At 61.9% G+C, this 14,353-nt stretch carries 14 protein-coding genes; 10 read left to right on the forward strand and 4 right to left on the reverse strand.

The window, feature by feature from the left end; translation table 11 throughout:
• Positions 1-3: 3 nt before the first annotated feature.
• The 4 genes from JWP26_RS08880 to sseA all read left to right on the forward strand — a co-directional run bounded on the left by JWP26_RS08880 (position 4) and on the right by sseA (position 3,797).
• On the forward strand, positions 4-891 hold the full coding sequence (locus tag JWP26_RS08880) for an ABC transporter permease subunit (protein WP_299725964.1): 888 nt from the start codon (positions 4-6) through the stop codon (positions 889-891).
• Positions 888-1,679 (forward strand): ABC transporter permease, encoded by a 792-nt coding sequence (locus JWP26_RS08885; protein ID WP_299725966.1) that lies wholly within the window; start codon positions 888-890, stop codon positions 1,677-1,679. The genes JWP26_RS08880 and JWP26_RS08885 overlap by 4 nt, the downstream gene beginning before the upstream one ends.
• A gap of 3 nt (positions 1,680-1,682) precedes the next feature.
• A complete protein-coding gene (locus tag JWP26_RS08890) occupies positions 1,683-2,747 on the forward strand; it encodes an ABC transporter ATP-binding protein (RefSeq protein WP_299725968.1) in 1,065 nt (354 codons plus the stop codon).
• Positions 2,748-2,963: 216 nt separating this feature from the next.
• Positions 2,964-3,797: a 3-mercaptopyruvate sulfurtransferase gene (gene sseA / locus JWP26_RS08895; protein WP_299725970.1), complete on the forward strand. Its 834-nt coding sequence runs from the start codon at positions 2,964-2,966 to the stop codon at positions 3,795-3,797.
• Positions 3,798-4,035: 238 nt separating this feature from the next.
• Here sseA and mmsB read toward each other — a convergent pair whose 3' ends face one another.
• From mmsB to JWP26_RS08915, 4 genes are all read right to left on the reverse strand, one after another.
• Positions 4,036-5,307 carry a multiple monosaccharide ABC transporter permease gene (gene mmsB / locus JWP26_RS08900; protein WP_299725972.1) on the reverse strand — a complete coding sequence of 424 codons (1,272 nt, stop codon included), beginning with the start codon at positions 5,305-5,307 and terminating at the stop codon, positions 4,036-4,038.
• Complete coding sequence (gene mmsA, locus JWP26_RS08905) at positions 5,304-6,836, reverse strand: multiple monosaccharide ABC transporter ATP-binding protein (protein ID WP_299725974.1); 1,533 nt, start codon at positions 6,834-6,836, stop codon at positions 5,304-5,306. The genes mmsB and mmsA overlap by 4 nt, the downstream gene beginning before the upstream one ends.
• Positions 6,837-6,960: 124 nt before the next feature.
• On the reverse strand, positions 6,961-8,034 hold the full coding sequence (chvE, locus tag JWP26_RS08910) for a multiple monosaccharide ABC transporter substrate-binding protein (protein WP_299725976.1): 1,074 nt from the start codon (positions 8,032-8,034) through the stop codon (positions 6,961-6,963).
• A 28-nt stretch (positions 8,035-8,062) separates the two neighbouring features.
• Entirely contained in the window at positions 8,063-8,215 is a 153-nt protein-coding gene (locus JWP26_RS08915) for a hypothetical protein (protein ID WP_299725979.1), read from the reverse strand.
• 273 nt (positions 8,216-8,488) lie between these two features.
• Here JWP26_RS08915 and JWP26_RS08920 point away from each other — a divergent pair, with 273 nt between their 5' ends.
• From JWP26_RS08920 to JWP26_RS08945, 6 genes are all read left to right on the forward strand, one after another.
• A complete protein-coding gene (locus JWP26_RS08920) occupies positions 8,489-9,253 on the forward strand; it encodes a FadR/GntR family transcriptional regulator (protein WP_299725982.1) in 765 nt (254 codons plus the stop codon).
• A 69-nt stretch (positions 9,254-9,322) separates the two neighbouring features.
• Positions 9,323-10,276, forward strand: a complete 954-nt coding sequence (locus JWP26_RS08925) for a sugar-binding transcriptional regulator (RefSeq protein WP_299725985.1) — start codon at positions 9,323-9,325, stop codon at positions 10,274-10,276.
• A gap of 162 nt (positions 10,277-10,438) precedes the next feature.
• On the forward strand, positions 10,439-11,746 hold the full coding sequence (locus JWP26_RS08930) for a sugar ABC transporter substrate-binding protein (RefSeq protein WP_299725988.1): 1,308 nt from the start codon (positions 10,439-10,441) through the stop codon (positions 11,744-11,746).
• Between the two features lie 197 nt (positions 11,747-11,943).
• The gene (locus JWP26_RS08935) at positions 11,944-12,816 is read left to right on the forward strand and encodes a carbohydrate ABC transporter permease (protein ID WP_299725991.1); all 873 of its coding nucleotides are present in this window, start codon (positions 11,944-11,946) and stop codon (positions 12,814-12,816) included.
• An 11-nt stretch (positions 12,817-12,827) separates the two neighbouring features.
• On the forward strand, positions 12,828-13,658 hold the full coding sequence (locus JWP26_RS08940) for a carbohydrate ABC transporter permease (RefSeq protein ID WP_299725994.1): 831 nt from the start codon (positions 12,828-12,830) through the stop codon (positions 13,656-13,658).
• A gap of 13 nt (positions 13,659-13,671) precedes the next feature.
• A partial coding sequence (locus tag JWP26_RS08945; protein ID WP_299725997.1) for an ABC transporter ATP-binding protein occupies positions 13,672-14,353 on the forward strand: 682 nt, incomplete at its 3' end.

A 14,353-nucleotide genomic window follows, 5' to 3' on the forward strand; every position in this document is an offset into this window, starting at 1 on the left:
AGCATGACGACACTTGATACCGGCACCAAGGCGCCGGCCAAAAAGCGCGCTTTATCGTTCGAATGGCTCGGGGTCGCGCCATTCATCGTCTTCGCCATCATGTTCCTGATCCTGCCGACGCTCTATCTGGTGGGCGCGGCTTTCGTTGACGAAAAGGGCGGCTTCACGCTGGCCAACTTCGCCGGTCTCGGCACCCCGCAGATTGTCGCCGCCTACTGGATTTCCATTCGCATTTCTGGCGCCTCGGCCATTCTGGGTGCGCTGATCGGGCTGGCCATCGCCCTGGCGCTGATCCGCGGCAAGCTGCCTTTGGGCCTGCGCGCCGCGGTCATGACCTTTTCGGGTGTCGCCTCAAATTTCGCCGGCGTGCCGCTGGCCTTCGCCTTCATCTCGACGCTCGGGCGCCTTGGCCTCGCGACCGTCATCCTCAAATTCGTCTTCGGCATCGATATCTACAAAGCCGGCTTCAACCTGCTCAGCTTCTGGGGCCTGACCATCACTTATCTCTATTTCCAGATCCCGCTGATGATCCTGATCATCGCCCCGGCCATCGACGGGCTGAAGAAGGAATGGAGCGAGGCTGCCTCGACGCTGGGCGCCACGCCGTGGCAGTTCTGGCGCTATGTCGGCCTGCCCATCCTGTGGCCCAGCTTCCTCGGCACGCTGTCGCTATTGTTTGCCAATGCCTTCGGCGCCATCGCCACGGCCTATGCGCTGACCGGCTCCTCACTCAATATCGTGCCCATCCTGCTCTATGCACAAATCCGCGGCGATGCCTTGCAGAACCCCGGCCTGGGCGCTGCGCTTGCCGTCGGCATGATCCTGATCACCGGCTTCGCCAATGTGGTCTATCTGGTCATCAGCGCCCGCGCCGAGAGGTGGCTGAAATGAAGCAATCGCGTTTCTGGGCCTGGCTGGTCTTTGGCGTCGGCGCCGCCTATTTCCTCGTGCCGCTCATCGCCACGTTCGAGTTTTCGCTGCGCATGCGGCGCGGCTATTACAGCTTCGACAGCTATGCATCGGTGTTTTCCGACCCCAAATTCCAGCAGACCTTCACTTATTCGGCGGTGATTGGCCTGCTGTCGATTATCGTGGGTATCCTGATCGTGGTGCCGGCCGTGTATTTCGTGCGCCTGCGCATGGCTTGGCTGCGGCCCTATGTGGAATTCCTGACCCTGCTGCCGCTGATCATCCCGGCGATCATCCTGGTCTATGGCTATATCCGCCTGTACAACTCCAGCTCGATCATACCCTTCACCGGCAGCGCGGTGGGCACCGATATCCTGCTCACCTTCGCCTATGTGACGCTGGCACTGCCCTATATGTATCGCGCCGTCGATACCGGCATGCGCACCATCGACGTGCAGACGCTGACCGAGGCGGCGCAAATCGCGGGCGCCAATACGCCGCAGATCATCGCCCGGATCATCCTGCCCAATATCCTCGTTGCGGTGTTGTCCGGCGCGTTCCTGACCTTCGCCATCGTCATCGGCGAGTTCACTATTGCCAGCCTCCTCAACCGCCCCGCCTTCGGGCCATATCTGCAGAATATCGGCGCCAACCGGGCCTATGAGCCGGCGGCGCTGGCCATCATTTCCTTCATCATCACTTGGGGCGCCATGAGCATGATCAACCTGCTCTCGCGCTTTGCGCCCCGCACTTCCGCCCGGACGGACTGACCCATGGCCCCCTTCCTTCGCGTCGAAAACCTCGTCAAAAGCTTCGGCACCACCACGGTGGTCAAGGGCGTCAACTTCGCCTTCAACAAGGGTGAGTTCGTCTCGCTGCTCGGCCCCTCGGGCTGCGGCAAGACCACCATCCTGCGCATGATCGCCGGCTTCGAGAACCCGACCTCGGGGTCGATCACGGTGGACGGGCAGGACATTACCAATCTGAAGCCCAACCAGCGCCAGCTCGGCATGGTGTTCCAGGCCTATGCGCTGTTTCCCAACCTGAACGTTGGCGACAATATCGCCTTCGGCCTCAAGATCGCCGGCATGCCGGCCGACCAGCGCCGCGCCCGGGTCGAGGAAATGCTCAAGCTGATCGGGCTACCGGGTTTCGAAAAGCGCTACCCCTACGAAATGAGCGGTGGCCAACAGCAGCGCGTCGCCCTGGCCCGCGCCATCGCGCCACGGCCCCGCATGCTGCTGCTCGATGAGCCGCTTTCGGCGCTCGACGCCAAGATCCGCGTCTCGCTGCGCGAAGAAATCCGCGCCATCCAGCTCGACCTGGGCATTACTACCATTTTCGTGACGCACGACCAGGAAGAGGCGCTATCGATCTCCGACCGCGTCGTGGTGATGAATGCCGGCAATATCGACCAGCTCGGCGCCCCGCACGAGATTTACAACAAGCCGGCAACAAGGTTCGTGGCGACCTTCGTGGGTCACCTCAACACCATCGAGGCGACGGTCGTGAGTGCGTCCAAGCATCAGGTCAACATCGATGGCCAGATCGTGACCCTGCCGAGTCTGCCGGACGGCGCCGTCACCAATGCACCCATCTCGCTGACCTTGCGGCCTGAAGTGCTGTCGGTTGGCGAACGGGCGGGCTCGGACATCACGCTGACCGGCACGGTGTCGGATGTGACGTTCCTCGGCTCGGTGATCCGCCTGCGGGTTGCGCTGGGCAAGAACATCATCAGCCTCGATACGTTCAACGACCAGCGCACGGCGCCGCCCGCGCGTGGCGATGCGATCACGGTGAGTCTTGCGAGCAAGGATTTGCTGATTCTGGAGAACTGAGGGGGGCGCAGGTTGGCAGTAAGCACGTAGATCCGCGCTAAACGACACCCCCTCCTACCTCCCCCATCAAGGGGGAGGCTGCGAGGGGGTGTTTCGAACCCTCGACGTCTGAATGGCCACTTCGCCTCACAAGGCCGCAAGACCTGCCCAATCCATTTGACCGCGCCCTGCCCGCGCGCCATTCTCCCGCCGCAGAACAGCGTCGCAGGAGCCTCCATGAATACCCCCTTCGTCACCACCGACTGGCTGGCCCAGCATTTGAGCGATCCCAACCTGGTGGTCCTCGATGGCTCCTGGCACATGCCGGCGGCCAATCGCGATCCCCGGGCCGAGTATCTCGCCGGGCACATTCCGGGCGCGGTGTTCTTCGATATCGACGCGGTGGCCGATACCAGCACCGACCTGCCGCACATGCTGCCATCACCCAATGACTTCGCCCGCATGGCCGGTGCCCTCGGTATCGGGGAGGACATGACCATCGTCGTCTATGACGAGGTCGGCCTGTTCAGCGCGCCGCGCGTGTGGTGGACTTTCAAGACCATGGGCGCCAGGGACGTTCGCATCCTGGAAGGCGGCGGGCCCAAATGGCGGGCCGAACGCCGGTCCATCGCAACCGGGCAGGTCTCGCGCGCGGCCACCAGCTTCCGCGCCAGTTTCGATCCTGCGCGCGTCGTCAATTTCGATACCGTGCGTGCCCGCTCCAAGGACCATGGCGCCCAGATTGCCGATGCCCGCGCCCCCGGCCGCTTCACCGCCCAGGTGCCCGAGCCCCGCGCCGGCCTGCGCGGCGGCCACATCCCCGGCAGCGTCAATGTGCCGGTGGGAACCCTGACCGTGGATGGCAAGATGAAACCGGTGGCGGAACTGCAGGCGCTCTTCGCCGAGCAGAAGCTGGATCTCAGCCAACCCATCATCACCAGCTGCGGCTCCGGCCTCACCGCCGCGAGTCTCGCTTTGGCGCTGGAGCTCAGCGGCGCCAAGCAGGTCGCGGTCTATGACGGATCATGGACCGAGTGGGGCGGGCGTAAGGACGCTGACGTCGAGAAATAGACACCCTCACCCGTCTCGGCTTCGCCGATCCACCCTCTCCCCGACGGGGAGAGGGATAGGAGTCAGCGCTCTTTCTATTCTTCTCCCCGTCGGGGAGAAGGTGGCGCGCAGCGCCGGATGAGGGTGTCTGCCCTCGTAAAGGCCGCTTAGGTTCCTAGCCTGATCGCTCACATCCCCAAAACAAAACCGCCGCGATCTTGCGATCGCGGCGGCTTCAATAACTCCCGATCGAAACCGATCAGGCCTTGTTCTTGTTATACAGATCGAACACCACCGCGCCGAGCAGCACGACGCCCTTGATCATCTGCTGCAGGTCGATGTTGATGCCCAGGATGGACATGCCGTTGTTCATAACGCCAAGGATGAAGGCGCCGATCACCGCGCCAGCGACCTGGCCGACACCACCCAGCGCCGAAGCGCCGCCGATGAACACCGCCGCGATCACGTCCAGCTCAAAGCCCTGGCCGGCCTTTGGCGTGGCCGTATTGAGGCGCGCGGCGAAGATCAGGCCCGCCAAAGCGGCCAGCGCGCCCATGATGGTGAACACGTAGAAGGTCAGCCGTTCGGTCTTGATGCCCGAAAGCTGCGCCGCCTTGGGATTGCCGCCCAGCGCGTAAATGCGCCGGCCGATGGTCATGCGCTTGGTCATGAACACGAAGAATGCGATCAGGATCGACATCACGATCAAGACATTCGGCAGGCCCTTATAGGAGGCCACCAGATAGGTCATGTAGAGCACGAGGCCCGCGATGATCGCAGTCTTGACCACGAAGAGCGGGAACGGCTCGGACTCGTAGCCATGGCTGCGGCGACGCGACCGGGTCCGCAAGCTGGAGAACACCATGGCCAGAACGATCAGCACGCCAATGACCATCGTGGTCGAATGCAGCGTGACGCCGGTGCCCACAATAGCCTTGCCGGCCGCATCCAGCGTCGGCGGGATCAGCTTGATCGGCCCGATGACGTCGGGAATAAAACCGGCGCTGAGCAGCTGGAATTCGGTGGGGAACGGACCCACCGACTTGCCGCCGAGCACTGCCAGCGACAGGCCCTTGAACACCAGCATGCCCGCCAACGTCACGATGAAGGACGGAACCTTTACATAGGCGATGAAATAGCCTTGCGAGGCGCCGATGATGGCGCCCAGCACCACACACAGCAGGCCCGCTGGAATAGCCGGCACGTGATATTGCACCATCAGGATAGCCGCGATGGCGCCGACAAAGCCCGAAACCGAGCCCACCGAAAGGTCGATATGGCCAGCCACGATAACCAGCAGCATGCCCAGCGCCATGATGATGATGTAGGAGTTCTGCAGCACCAGATTGGTCAGATTGACCGGCTTGAACATCGTGCCGGCGGTGAAGATCTGGAAGAACACCATGATGGCGAGCAGCGCGACGACGAGGCCGTAATCGCGCAGGTTGGCCTGCAGGATCGAGCGGCCCGAAGGGCCCGCCGACACTGGGGTCGGCACTTCACTGGGAGTGGGTGCGGTTTCGGTGGTCATGCGGTTCTTCCTTCTGCACGCACGATTGCGCGCATGATCTTTTCCTGGCTGGCCTCATCCCCTGAGAGTTCGCCAACGATGCGGCCTTCGTTCATTACGTAAATGCGGTCACAAATCCCCAGCAGCTCGGGCATTTCCGAGGAGATGACTAGAATGCCCTTCCCCTCGCCCGCCAGCTTGTTGATGATCGTGTAGATTTCATACTTGGCGCCGACATCGATGCCGCGCGTGGGTTCGTCGAGGATCAGCACTTCGGGGTCGGAGAACAGCCACTTGGATAGCACCACCTTCTGCTGGTTGCCGCCCGACAGGTTGCCGGTGAGCTGCAGCACGCTCGAGGAGCGGATATTGGTGGCCTTGCGATAGTCGTTGGCGACCTTCATCTCGGCCATGTCGTCGAGCACGCCATAGCGCGACACGCCGGGCAGATTGGCGATGGTCACATTGTTCTTGATGTGGTCGATCAGGTTGAGGCCATAGGTCTTGCGGTCTTCGGTGGCATAGGCCAGCCCTGCGTCGACCGCGCGGCGCACGGTGGAGGTGTCGACGGGCTTGCCGTGCATCAGCACCTGGCCGCTGATCTTCTGTCCATAGGTGCGCCCGAAGACGCTCATGGCAAATTCGGTGCGGCCCGAGCCCATCAGCCCGGCAATGCCGACGACTTCGCCCTTGTTGACGTGCAGCGCGATATTCTTCACCACCTGCCGATCGGCATGGAGCGGATGATAGACGCTCCAGTCCTTCACCTCGAACAGCTTTTCCCCGACATTGGGAACGCGATCGGGGTAGCGGTCTTCCAGCGAGCGGCCCACCATCGAGGTAATGATGCGGTCTTCGCTGATATCGGCCTTGTCCATGGTCTCGATGGTCTTGCCGTCGCGGATCACGGTGACGCGGTCGGCGACGCGCTTGATCTCGTTCAGCTTGTGCGAAATCAGGATCGAGGTAATGCCCTGCTTCTTGAATTCCAGCAGCAGGTCGAGCAGCGCCGTGCTGTCCTTTTCCGACAGCGAGGCGGTCGGTTCGTCGAGGATGAGGAGCTTGACCTCCTTGCTGAGCGCCTTGGCGATCTCGACAAGCTGCTGCTTGCCCACACCGATGTGCGTGATCAGCGTATCGGGATCTTCCTTGAGACCCACCATGGCGAGCAGCTTGCGCGCTCCAGCCCGGGCTTCGTCCCAGTTGATGATGCCGTTCTTGGCCACTTCGTTGCCGAGGAAGATGTTCTCGGCGATCGACAGCAGCGGCACGAGGGCCAGCTCCTGGTGAATGATGACGATGTTCTGGTGTTCGCTGTCGCGGATGGTCTTGAACTGGACTTCCGCGCCGCGATAAATGATCTGGCCGTCATAGCTGCCGGCGGGATAGACCCCGCTCAACACCTTCATCAGTGTCGACTTGCCGGCGCCGTTTTCGCCCACGATGGCGTGGATTTCGCCCTCGCGCACGTTCAGGTTCACATCCGACAGCGCCTTGACGCCGGGAAAAGTCTTGGTGATGCCGCGCATCTCCAGAATTGTCGTTTCCATCGTTATCTCTCGATTTCACGCAAGCGCGGCGCTTAGCGCTTATTCTCGCCCGGTACAATAGAGGCACATGGACGTGACGGGAAAGGGCCCCGCGTTACCGCGGGGCCCCGTCGTTCAGTGTAGCTTACTGCAGTTCTTCGGCCTTGATGTAACCCGAGTCGACGACGAGCTTCTGGTAGTTGGAAGCATCGACCGCATACGGGGTCAGCAGGATCGAGGGAACAACCTTGACGCCATTGTTGTAGGTCTTGGTGTCGAGGCCTTCAGGAGTGCCACCTGTGAGCAGGGTGTCGACCAGTTCGGCGGTCTTGGCAGCCAGTTCACGAGTGTCCTTGTAGATGGTCGAGTACTGTTCGCCGGCAATGATTGCCTTGATCGAAGGAACTTCGGCATCCTGGCCCGAAATGATCGGCCAAGGCTGATCGGCAGTGCCATAACCAACGCCGCGCAGCGACGAGATGATGCCACGGCTCAGGCCGTCATAGGGAGCCAGAACCGCGTCGACGCGCGAACCGTCCGAGTAGTTGGCGGACAGGATGTTGTCCATGCGGGCCTGTGCAACAGCACCGTCCCAACGCAGCGTACCAACGGTATCCATGCCGAGCTGGCCGGACTTCACGACCAGGTCACCCTTGTCGATCAGCGGCTGCAGAACGCTCATGGCGCCGTCATAGAAGAAGAACGCGTTGTTATCATCCGGCGAACCGCCGAACAGCTCGATATTGAACGGGCCGGGCTTGGCAGGGTAGCCGAGGCCGGTCAGCAGCGAGTTGGCCTGCAGAACGCCAACCTGGAAGTTGTCGAAGGTGGTGTACAGATCGACATTGGCGCTGTCGCGGATCAGGCGGTCATAAGCGACAACCTTGATGCCCGCATCGGCAGCCTGCTGCAGCACGGCGCTGAGCGTGGTGCCATCGACGGCGGCGATGACCAGGGCCTTGACGCCCTTGGTGACCATGTTTTCGACCTGCGAGAGCTGGTTCGGGATATCGTCTTCTGCGTACTGCAGATCGACGGTGTAACCCTTTTCGGTCAGCGCCTTGACCAGCGCATCACCGTCCGAGATCCAGCGCAGCGAGGACTTGGTCGGCATGGAAATACCGATCGAGCCCTTGTCCTGGGCGAAAACCGCGGTCGACGCGGTCAATGCCATGGCGCCAACGGCCAGCACGGTAGCAAGTGTCTTTAGAACCTTCACGTCTCGACTCCCTTTGTGTCTTTCGAGTTCAGAAGCTTGAATGGATATCCTGGGTGGACGACAGGAAATGGAACCCGGCCGCAGCATCGCTGCCCGCCTCGCCATTGACTTCACAACCGCAAAACCACGGTGCAACAGCCCGAGCAGACACGCCGGAGCGAGCCACCAGATTGATTTGCATGAAGTCCTCCTGAACGGCGGCAAAAACCCGCCGGGGCCCTCCCAAGCCCATGGGCAATTGCTTAGGATAATCAGATACCCTTGTAAAGCGGGTTTGGTGCGGTCACCCCATTTTTTTCGAGCATCGAAAGTTAATCATAATTCCAGCGTTTTGGGCGATTGCGTCACCATAGTGCTCTGGATATGGTGCGGCCGATTGATGCCTCGAATCTGCCTGTATCGACCAACAAGAGTCGTAACGTTACCAAAAGGTATCTGATATCTCGGAGGAGATATGACACAACCCGATCCGGATGAGCGGCACGAGACCCATAGTGCCGCCAGCACTGTTGCCGACGATTTGGCGCGCCTGATTCTGGGCGAGATGACGCCTGGCACCAGTCTGCCCAGCGAGGCCGAACTGGCCGTCCGCTATGACGTTAGCCGGCTGACCATCCGCGAGGCCGTCAAGATTCTGGAGGGCCGGGGCCTGCTGGAAATCGCGCGCGGGCGAAAAGCTGTGGTACGTGCACCAGACGGCTCCGCCTTTGCCGATTTCCTCACCTCGGTTATCCGTTACGATGCCAAGGGGCTGTTCGACCTGATCGAGGTTCGCCTCTCGCTCGAAGTGCAATCGGCGACCCTGGCGGCACGCCATTCCACGCGCGCCGGCGTCGCGGCGATCGAGGCGGCATTGCAAGGCATGCGCGAGGCCGCCGCCGGCGCCACCGACCTGCCGACCGATGCGGCCGAATTGCGCTTTCACAGTTTCGATGTCGGCTTTCATGAAGCCATCGCGCTGGCCAGCGGTAATCGCGTGCTCGGCTATCTGTTCGAAGCGATGGCGCAGCCGCTGCGCGAAGGATTTTATATCAGCCGCCGCGGCCACCATCAGCGCGGCCATACCATTCAGGACACCATCGACGCCCATCAGCGCATCCTCGATTGCATTAAGGACGGCAATGGCCGCGCCGCCGCCGAGGCCATGCGCTTTCACCTCAAGGACACCGAGCGCGATATTCGTGCGGCCTTGAGTGGGCGTCCCCTGCGCACAGAGTAGCGACCATAAGGCTCTTGCGGCTTGGCGCTGCATGGCAGAATAATCCGCCCGAGAAGTGCGGGACCCTTCATGGCGCCAAGACAAGACAGTTCCAGCCACCGGCTGGATGACGCGGCTCGCGCGGGCTGGCTGTATTACGTTGCCGGCAATACCCAGGAAGAGATCGCCACCAAGCTGGGCATTTCGCGGCAATCGGCGCAGCGGCTGGTGTCGCTGTCGGTCAGCGAAGGCCTGATCAAGGTGCGGCTCGATCACCCGATCGGGCGTTGCATGGACTTGGCCGCCCGCCTCAAGTCGCGTTTCGCGCTCGACCTGGTCGAAGTCGTGCCGTCCGATCCGGCCAGCGAATCGACCACCATCGGTGTCGCCGAAGCCGCCGCCGCCGAAATCGAGCGCTGGCTGCGCCATCCCGAGCCCATCATCATGGCAGTCGGCACCGGTCGCACGCTCAAGGCCGCCATCGAGCAGTTGCAGCCGATGGAATGCCCGCACCACAAGGTGGTGTCGCTCACCGGCAATATTGCGCCGGACGGTTCGGCCGCGTTCTACAACGTTATTTTCAACGTCGCCGACACGGTCAAAGCGCGCAGCTTTCCCATGCCCCTGCCCGTTATCGCCTCCTCGGCGCGCGAACGCGAACTGCTGCACGCCCAGCCGATGATCCGCGAAACCCTGGCGCTCGCCGCCAAGGCCAATGTCACGTTCCTGGGCATCGGCGATATCGGGCCCGATGCGCCGCTGTTTCTGGATGGCTTCATCACCGAAACCGAACTCAAGGCCTTGCAGAAGGCGGGCGCGGTCGGGGAAATCTGCGGCTGGTGCTTCGATGCCGATGGCAAGCTGATCGAAGGCCTCACCAATGACCGCGTCGCCAGCGCCCCGATGCCGTCGCGCGAAAACTCCTTGGTGGTGGCAATTGCCATGGGCCGCAGAAAATTGCCCGGCATCCGCGCCACGCTGAACCGCCGGCTGGTCAACGGCCTCATCACTGACGAGCGAACCGCTGAAGGTTTGTTAACTTAATCCAACCCCTTGTATCGATGAGCGTTTCCGGCGTTCGGAAACGTTTTCTGCTATACGTACCTCACGCGATGAGCGCATAGCACGCTTGACTCTGACGCATAAGTTGTGAGTATTTGCCCATCGCCGGAACAAATGCTCGTTTCGGTTACTGGGAGGATATCCATGAAACTGACACCCTTTATCGTGGGCGCGCTGACCATTGCGCTGGCCTCGTCGGCCTCGGCCGAAACGCTCACCATCGCCACCGTGAACAATGGCGACATGGTCCGTATGCAGGCGCTGTCGCCCGCATTCACCAAGGCAACTGGCATCGACCTGAACTGGGTCGTGCTTGAAGAAAACACCCTGCGCCAGAACGTCACCACCGACATCGCCACCAATGGCGGCCAGTATGACGTGATGACCATCGGCACCTACGAAGCCCCGATCTGGGCCAAGCAGGATTGGCTGGTGCCGCTCGATGGCCTTTCCGCCGACGCGGCCTATGACGTCAATGACATCCTGCCCGCCATCCGCGGCGGCCTGTCGGTCGATGGCAAGCTCTATGCGGCCCCGTTCTACGGCGAGTCGTCGATGGTCATGTACCGCAAGGACCTGATGGAAAAGGCCGGGCTGACCATGCCTGACGCCCCCACCTGGGAATTCATCGGCAAGGCCGCTCGCGCCATGACCGACCGCGCCAACGACATCAACGGCATCTGCCTGCGCGGCAAGGCTGGCTGGGGCGAGAACATGGCCTTCCTGACCGCCATGTCCAACTCCTTCGGCGCCCGCTGGTTCGACGAAAGCTGGAAGCCCCAGTTCGATCAGCCAGAGTGGAAGGCCACGCTCGACACCTATCTCGGCCTGATGACCGATGCCGGCCCGGCCGGTGCCTCGTCCAACGGCTTCAACGAAAACCTGACCCTGTTCCAGCAGGGCAAGTGCGGCATGTGGATCGACGCCACCGTCGCCGCATCCTTCGTGATCGGCAAGGACTCAACCGTCGCCGACAAGGTTGGCTTTGCTCTGGCGCCCGATAATGGCCTCGGCAAGCGTGGCAACTGGCTCTGGGCTTGGTCGCTCGCGATCCCCAAGAGCTCCCAGCATGCAGAAGCTGCCGAGAAGTTCATCAACTGGGCGACCAACAAGGACTACCTGGCGACCGTCGCCAGCAGCGAAGGTTGGGCCAACGTTCCTCCCGGTACCCGCACCTCGCTCTATGCGAATGCGGACTACCAGGCTGCAGCGCCCTTTGCCAAGATGACGCTCGACTCGATCAACGCGGCCGATCCGACCCATCCCACCGTCAAGCCGGTGCCCTATGTCGGCGTGCAGTTTGTCGCCATCCCGGAATTTGCCGGTATCGCCACCAATGTGGGCCAGCTGTTCTCGGCAGCGCTTGCCGGCCAGATGTCGGCTGACGATGCCCTCAAGCAGGCCCAGGACTCCACCACGCGCGACATGACCCGCGCCGGCTATATCAAGTAGTCTCCCCCCGACGGTAACTGCGGCCGGCCTAAAGCCGGCTGCAGTCCGCCAGGGATACGAGCTTCGAAGCGCGCTCCCGTGCGCTTCGCACAGAGACTGCCCGACTGATGGAACCCTCTAGACGTCGGGCAGACTCGGACTGACACTGCTTTCAAATTACGCCGGTCAATGAACCGGCCCTCGGGGGAGATCAGCAGATGGCTACCGCGCAGACGCGCACCCTTGCGCGCACCATGATGCTACCGGCAGTCGTGCTGCTGTTCATCTGGATGATCGTGCCACTGGTAATGACGCTGTGGTTCTCATTCCAGAACTACTCCCTGATCAATCCGATGATGACCGGCTTTGCCGGCTGGGCCAACTACATCTATGTCATCGGCGACCCAAGCTTCACCCAGTCGCTGGTCAATACGCTGATCCTGGTGCTGGGCGTGCTCATCATCACCGTGGTGGGCGGCACCTTCCTGGCGCTGCTGCTCGACCAGCCGGTCTGGGGCCAGGGCATCCTGCGCATCCTCGTCATCTCGCCATTCTTCGTCATGCCGCCGGTCGCGGCGCTGATCTGGAAGAACGGCTTCATGCATGCGGATTACGGCCTGCTCGCCCATCTGTGGCGCTTCTTCGGCGCCAAGCCGATCGACTGGTTCGCCCAGTATCCACTGTTCTCAGTCATCATCATCGTCGCCTGGCAATGGCTGCCCTTCGCCGCGCTGATCCTGTTGACCGCCCTGCAGTCGCTCTCCGAAGAGCAGCGCGAGGCCGCCGAAATGGATGGCGCCAATGCCATCAACCGGTTCTGGTACATCATCATGCCGCATATGGCGCGGGCGGTGACCATCGTCATCCTGATCCAGACCATTTTCCTCTTGGGCATCTTCGCCGAAATCCGCGTCACCACCGGCGGCGGGCCGGGCTATGCCTCGACCAACATCGCCTTCCTGGTGTTCCGGACGGGTATTCTCTCCAATGACATCGGCGCCGGCTCGGCCGGTGGCGTGGTCGCCGTCATCATCGCCAATATCGTCGCCATCTTCCTGATGCGCGCCGTCGGCAAGAACCTGGACGCGTAGGGAGCAACACCATGGCACGCAACGTTTCCACTCAAGCCAAAGTCGGCTTCACCATCGGCGCCTGGGTCATTGCCCTGCTGCTGTTCTCGCCGATCCTGTGGACCATCCTGACCGCGTTCAAGACCGAGGGCGAGGCGATCGCCAATCCCCCCACCTTCCTGCCGCAGCACTTCACGCTGGAAAACTTCGGCGCCGTGCAGGACCGCTCGGACTATATCAAGCACGTCACCAATTCGATCCTGGTTTCGGTGGGCTCGACCCTCCTGGGCCTGATCATTGGCATCCCAGCCGCTTGGTCGATGGCCTTCGCACCCACCAAGCGCACCAAGGACATCCTGATGTGGATGCTCTCCACCAAGATGATGCCCGCCGTCGGCGTGCTGATCCCGATCTACCTGATCTTCCGCGACCTGCGCCTGCTCGACACGGTGCATGGCCTGACCATCATCATGACGCTGATCAACCTGCCGATCATCATCTGGATGCTCTATACCTACTTCAAGGAAATCCCCGTCGATATCCTGGAAGCCGCCCGCATGGATGGCGCCGAATTGTGGAACGAAATCGTCCACGTGCTCGTGCCCATGGCGGTTCCCGGCATTGCCTCCACCTTGCTGCTCAATGTCATCCTGGCCTGGAACGAGTCGTTCTGGACCATCACGCTGACCTCGGGCCGCGCCGGTACGCTGACCGCCTTCATCTCCTCGTTCTCGAGCCCGCAGGGCCTGTTCCTGGCCAAACTCTCGGCCGCATCGCTGCTGGCGATCGCGCCCATCCTCCTCCTTGGCTGGTTCAGCCAGAAACAACTCGTCCGCGGCCTGACGTTTGGCGCAGTGAAATAGGGATTTGTAGAAAATGGGCTCCATCGCACTCTCCCACGTCAACAAGTCCTTTGGCGACGTCCAGGTCATTCCGGACATCACCCTCGATATCCAGGACGGCGAATTCGTCGTCTTCGTCGGCCCCTCGGGCTGCGGCAAGTCCACCCTACTCCGCCTGATCGCCGGGCTCGAGGACACGACCAGCGGCAAGATTCTGCTCGACGGGCAGGACATGACCAAGGAGCCACCGGCCCGCCGGGGCCTCGCCATGGTGTTCCAGTCCTACGCGCTCTATCCGCACATGACGGTGCGCGACAACATCGCCTTCCCGCTCAAGATGGCCAAGATGCCCAAGGAGCAGATCGACGCCAAGGTCGAATACGCGGCCCGCACGCTGAATCTGGCGTCCTATCTCGACCGCCGCCCGCGCGCCCTTTCCGGCGGCCAGCGCCAGCGCGTCGCCATTGGCCGCGCCATCGTACGTGAGCCAAAAGCCTTCCTGTTCGATGAGCCTTTGTCGAACCTCGATGCGGCTTTGCGCGTCAACATGCGGCTGGAGATCACCGAACTGCACCAGCAGCTCAAGACCACGATGATCTACGTCACCCACGACCAGGTCGAAGCCATGACCATGGCCGACCGCATCGTGGTGCTCAATGCCGGCAATGTCGAACAGTTCGGCAGCCCGCTCGATCTCTACAACAAGCCCGCCAACC

The organism is Devosia sp. (assembly GCF_028290435.1).
Taxonomy (GTDB): Bacteria; Pseudomonadota; Alphaproteobacteria; order Rhizobiales; family Devosiaceae; genus Devosia.

Bases quoted from the DNA above. Each gene is read 5' to 3' on its own strand.
- JWP26_RS08880 (WP_299725964.1), top strand. From the start codon at position 4: ATGACGACACTTGATACCGGCACCAAGGCGCCGGCCAAAAAGCGCGCT.
- JWP26_RS08885 (WP_299725966.1), top strand. From the start codon at position 888: ATGAAGCAATCGCGTTTCTGGGCCTGGCTGGTCTTTGGCGTCGGCGCC.
- JWP26_RS08890 (WP_299725968.1), top strand. From the start codon at position 1,683: ATGGCCCCCTTCCTTCGCGTCGAAAACCTCGTCAAAAGCTTCGGCACC.
- sseA (WP_299725970.1), top strand. From the start codon at position 2,964: ATGAATACCCCCTTCGTCACCACCGACTGGCTGGCCCAGCATTTGAGC.
- mmsB (WP_299725972.1), bottom strand. From the start codon at position 5,307: ATGACCACCGAAACCGCACCCACTCCCAGTGAAGTGCCGACCCCAGTG.
- mmsA (WP_299725974.1), bottom strand. From the start codon at position 6,836: ATGGAAACGACAATTCTGGAGATGCGCGGCATCACCAAGACTTTTCCC.
- JWP26_RS08915 (WP_299725979.1), bottom strand. From the start codon at position 8,215: ATGCAAATCAATCTGGTGGCTCGCTCCGGCGTGTCTGCTCGGGCTGTT.
- JWP26_RS08920 (WP_299725982.1), top strand. From the start codon at position 8,489: ATGACACAACCCGATCCGGATGAGCGGCACGAGACCCATAGTGCCGCC.
- JWP26_RS08925 (WP_299725985.1), top strand. From the start codon at position 9,323: ATGGCGCCAAGACAAGACAGTTCCAGCCACCGGCTGGATGACGCGGCT.
- JWP26_RS08930 (WP_299725988.1), top strand. From the start codon at position 10,439: ATGAAACTGACACCCTTTATCGTGGGCGCGCTGACCATTGCGCTGGCC.
- JWP26_RS08935 (WP_299725991.1), top strand. From the start codon at position 11,944: ATGGCTACCGCGCAGACGCGCACCCTTGCGCGCACCATGATGCTACCG.
- JWP26_RS08940 (WP_299725994.1), top strand. From the start codon at position 12,828: ATGGCACGCAACGTTTCCACTCAAGCCAAAGTCGGCTTCACCATCGGC.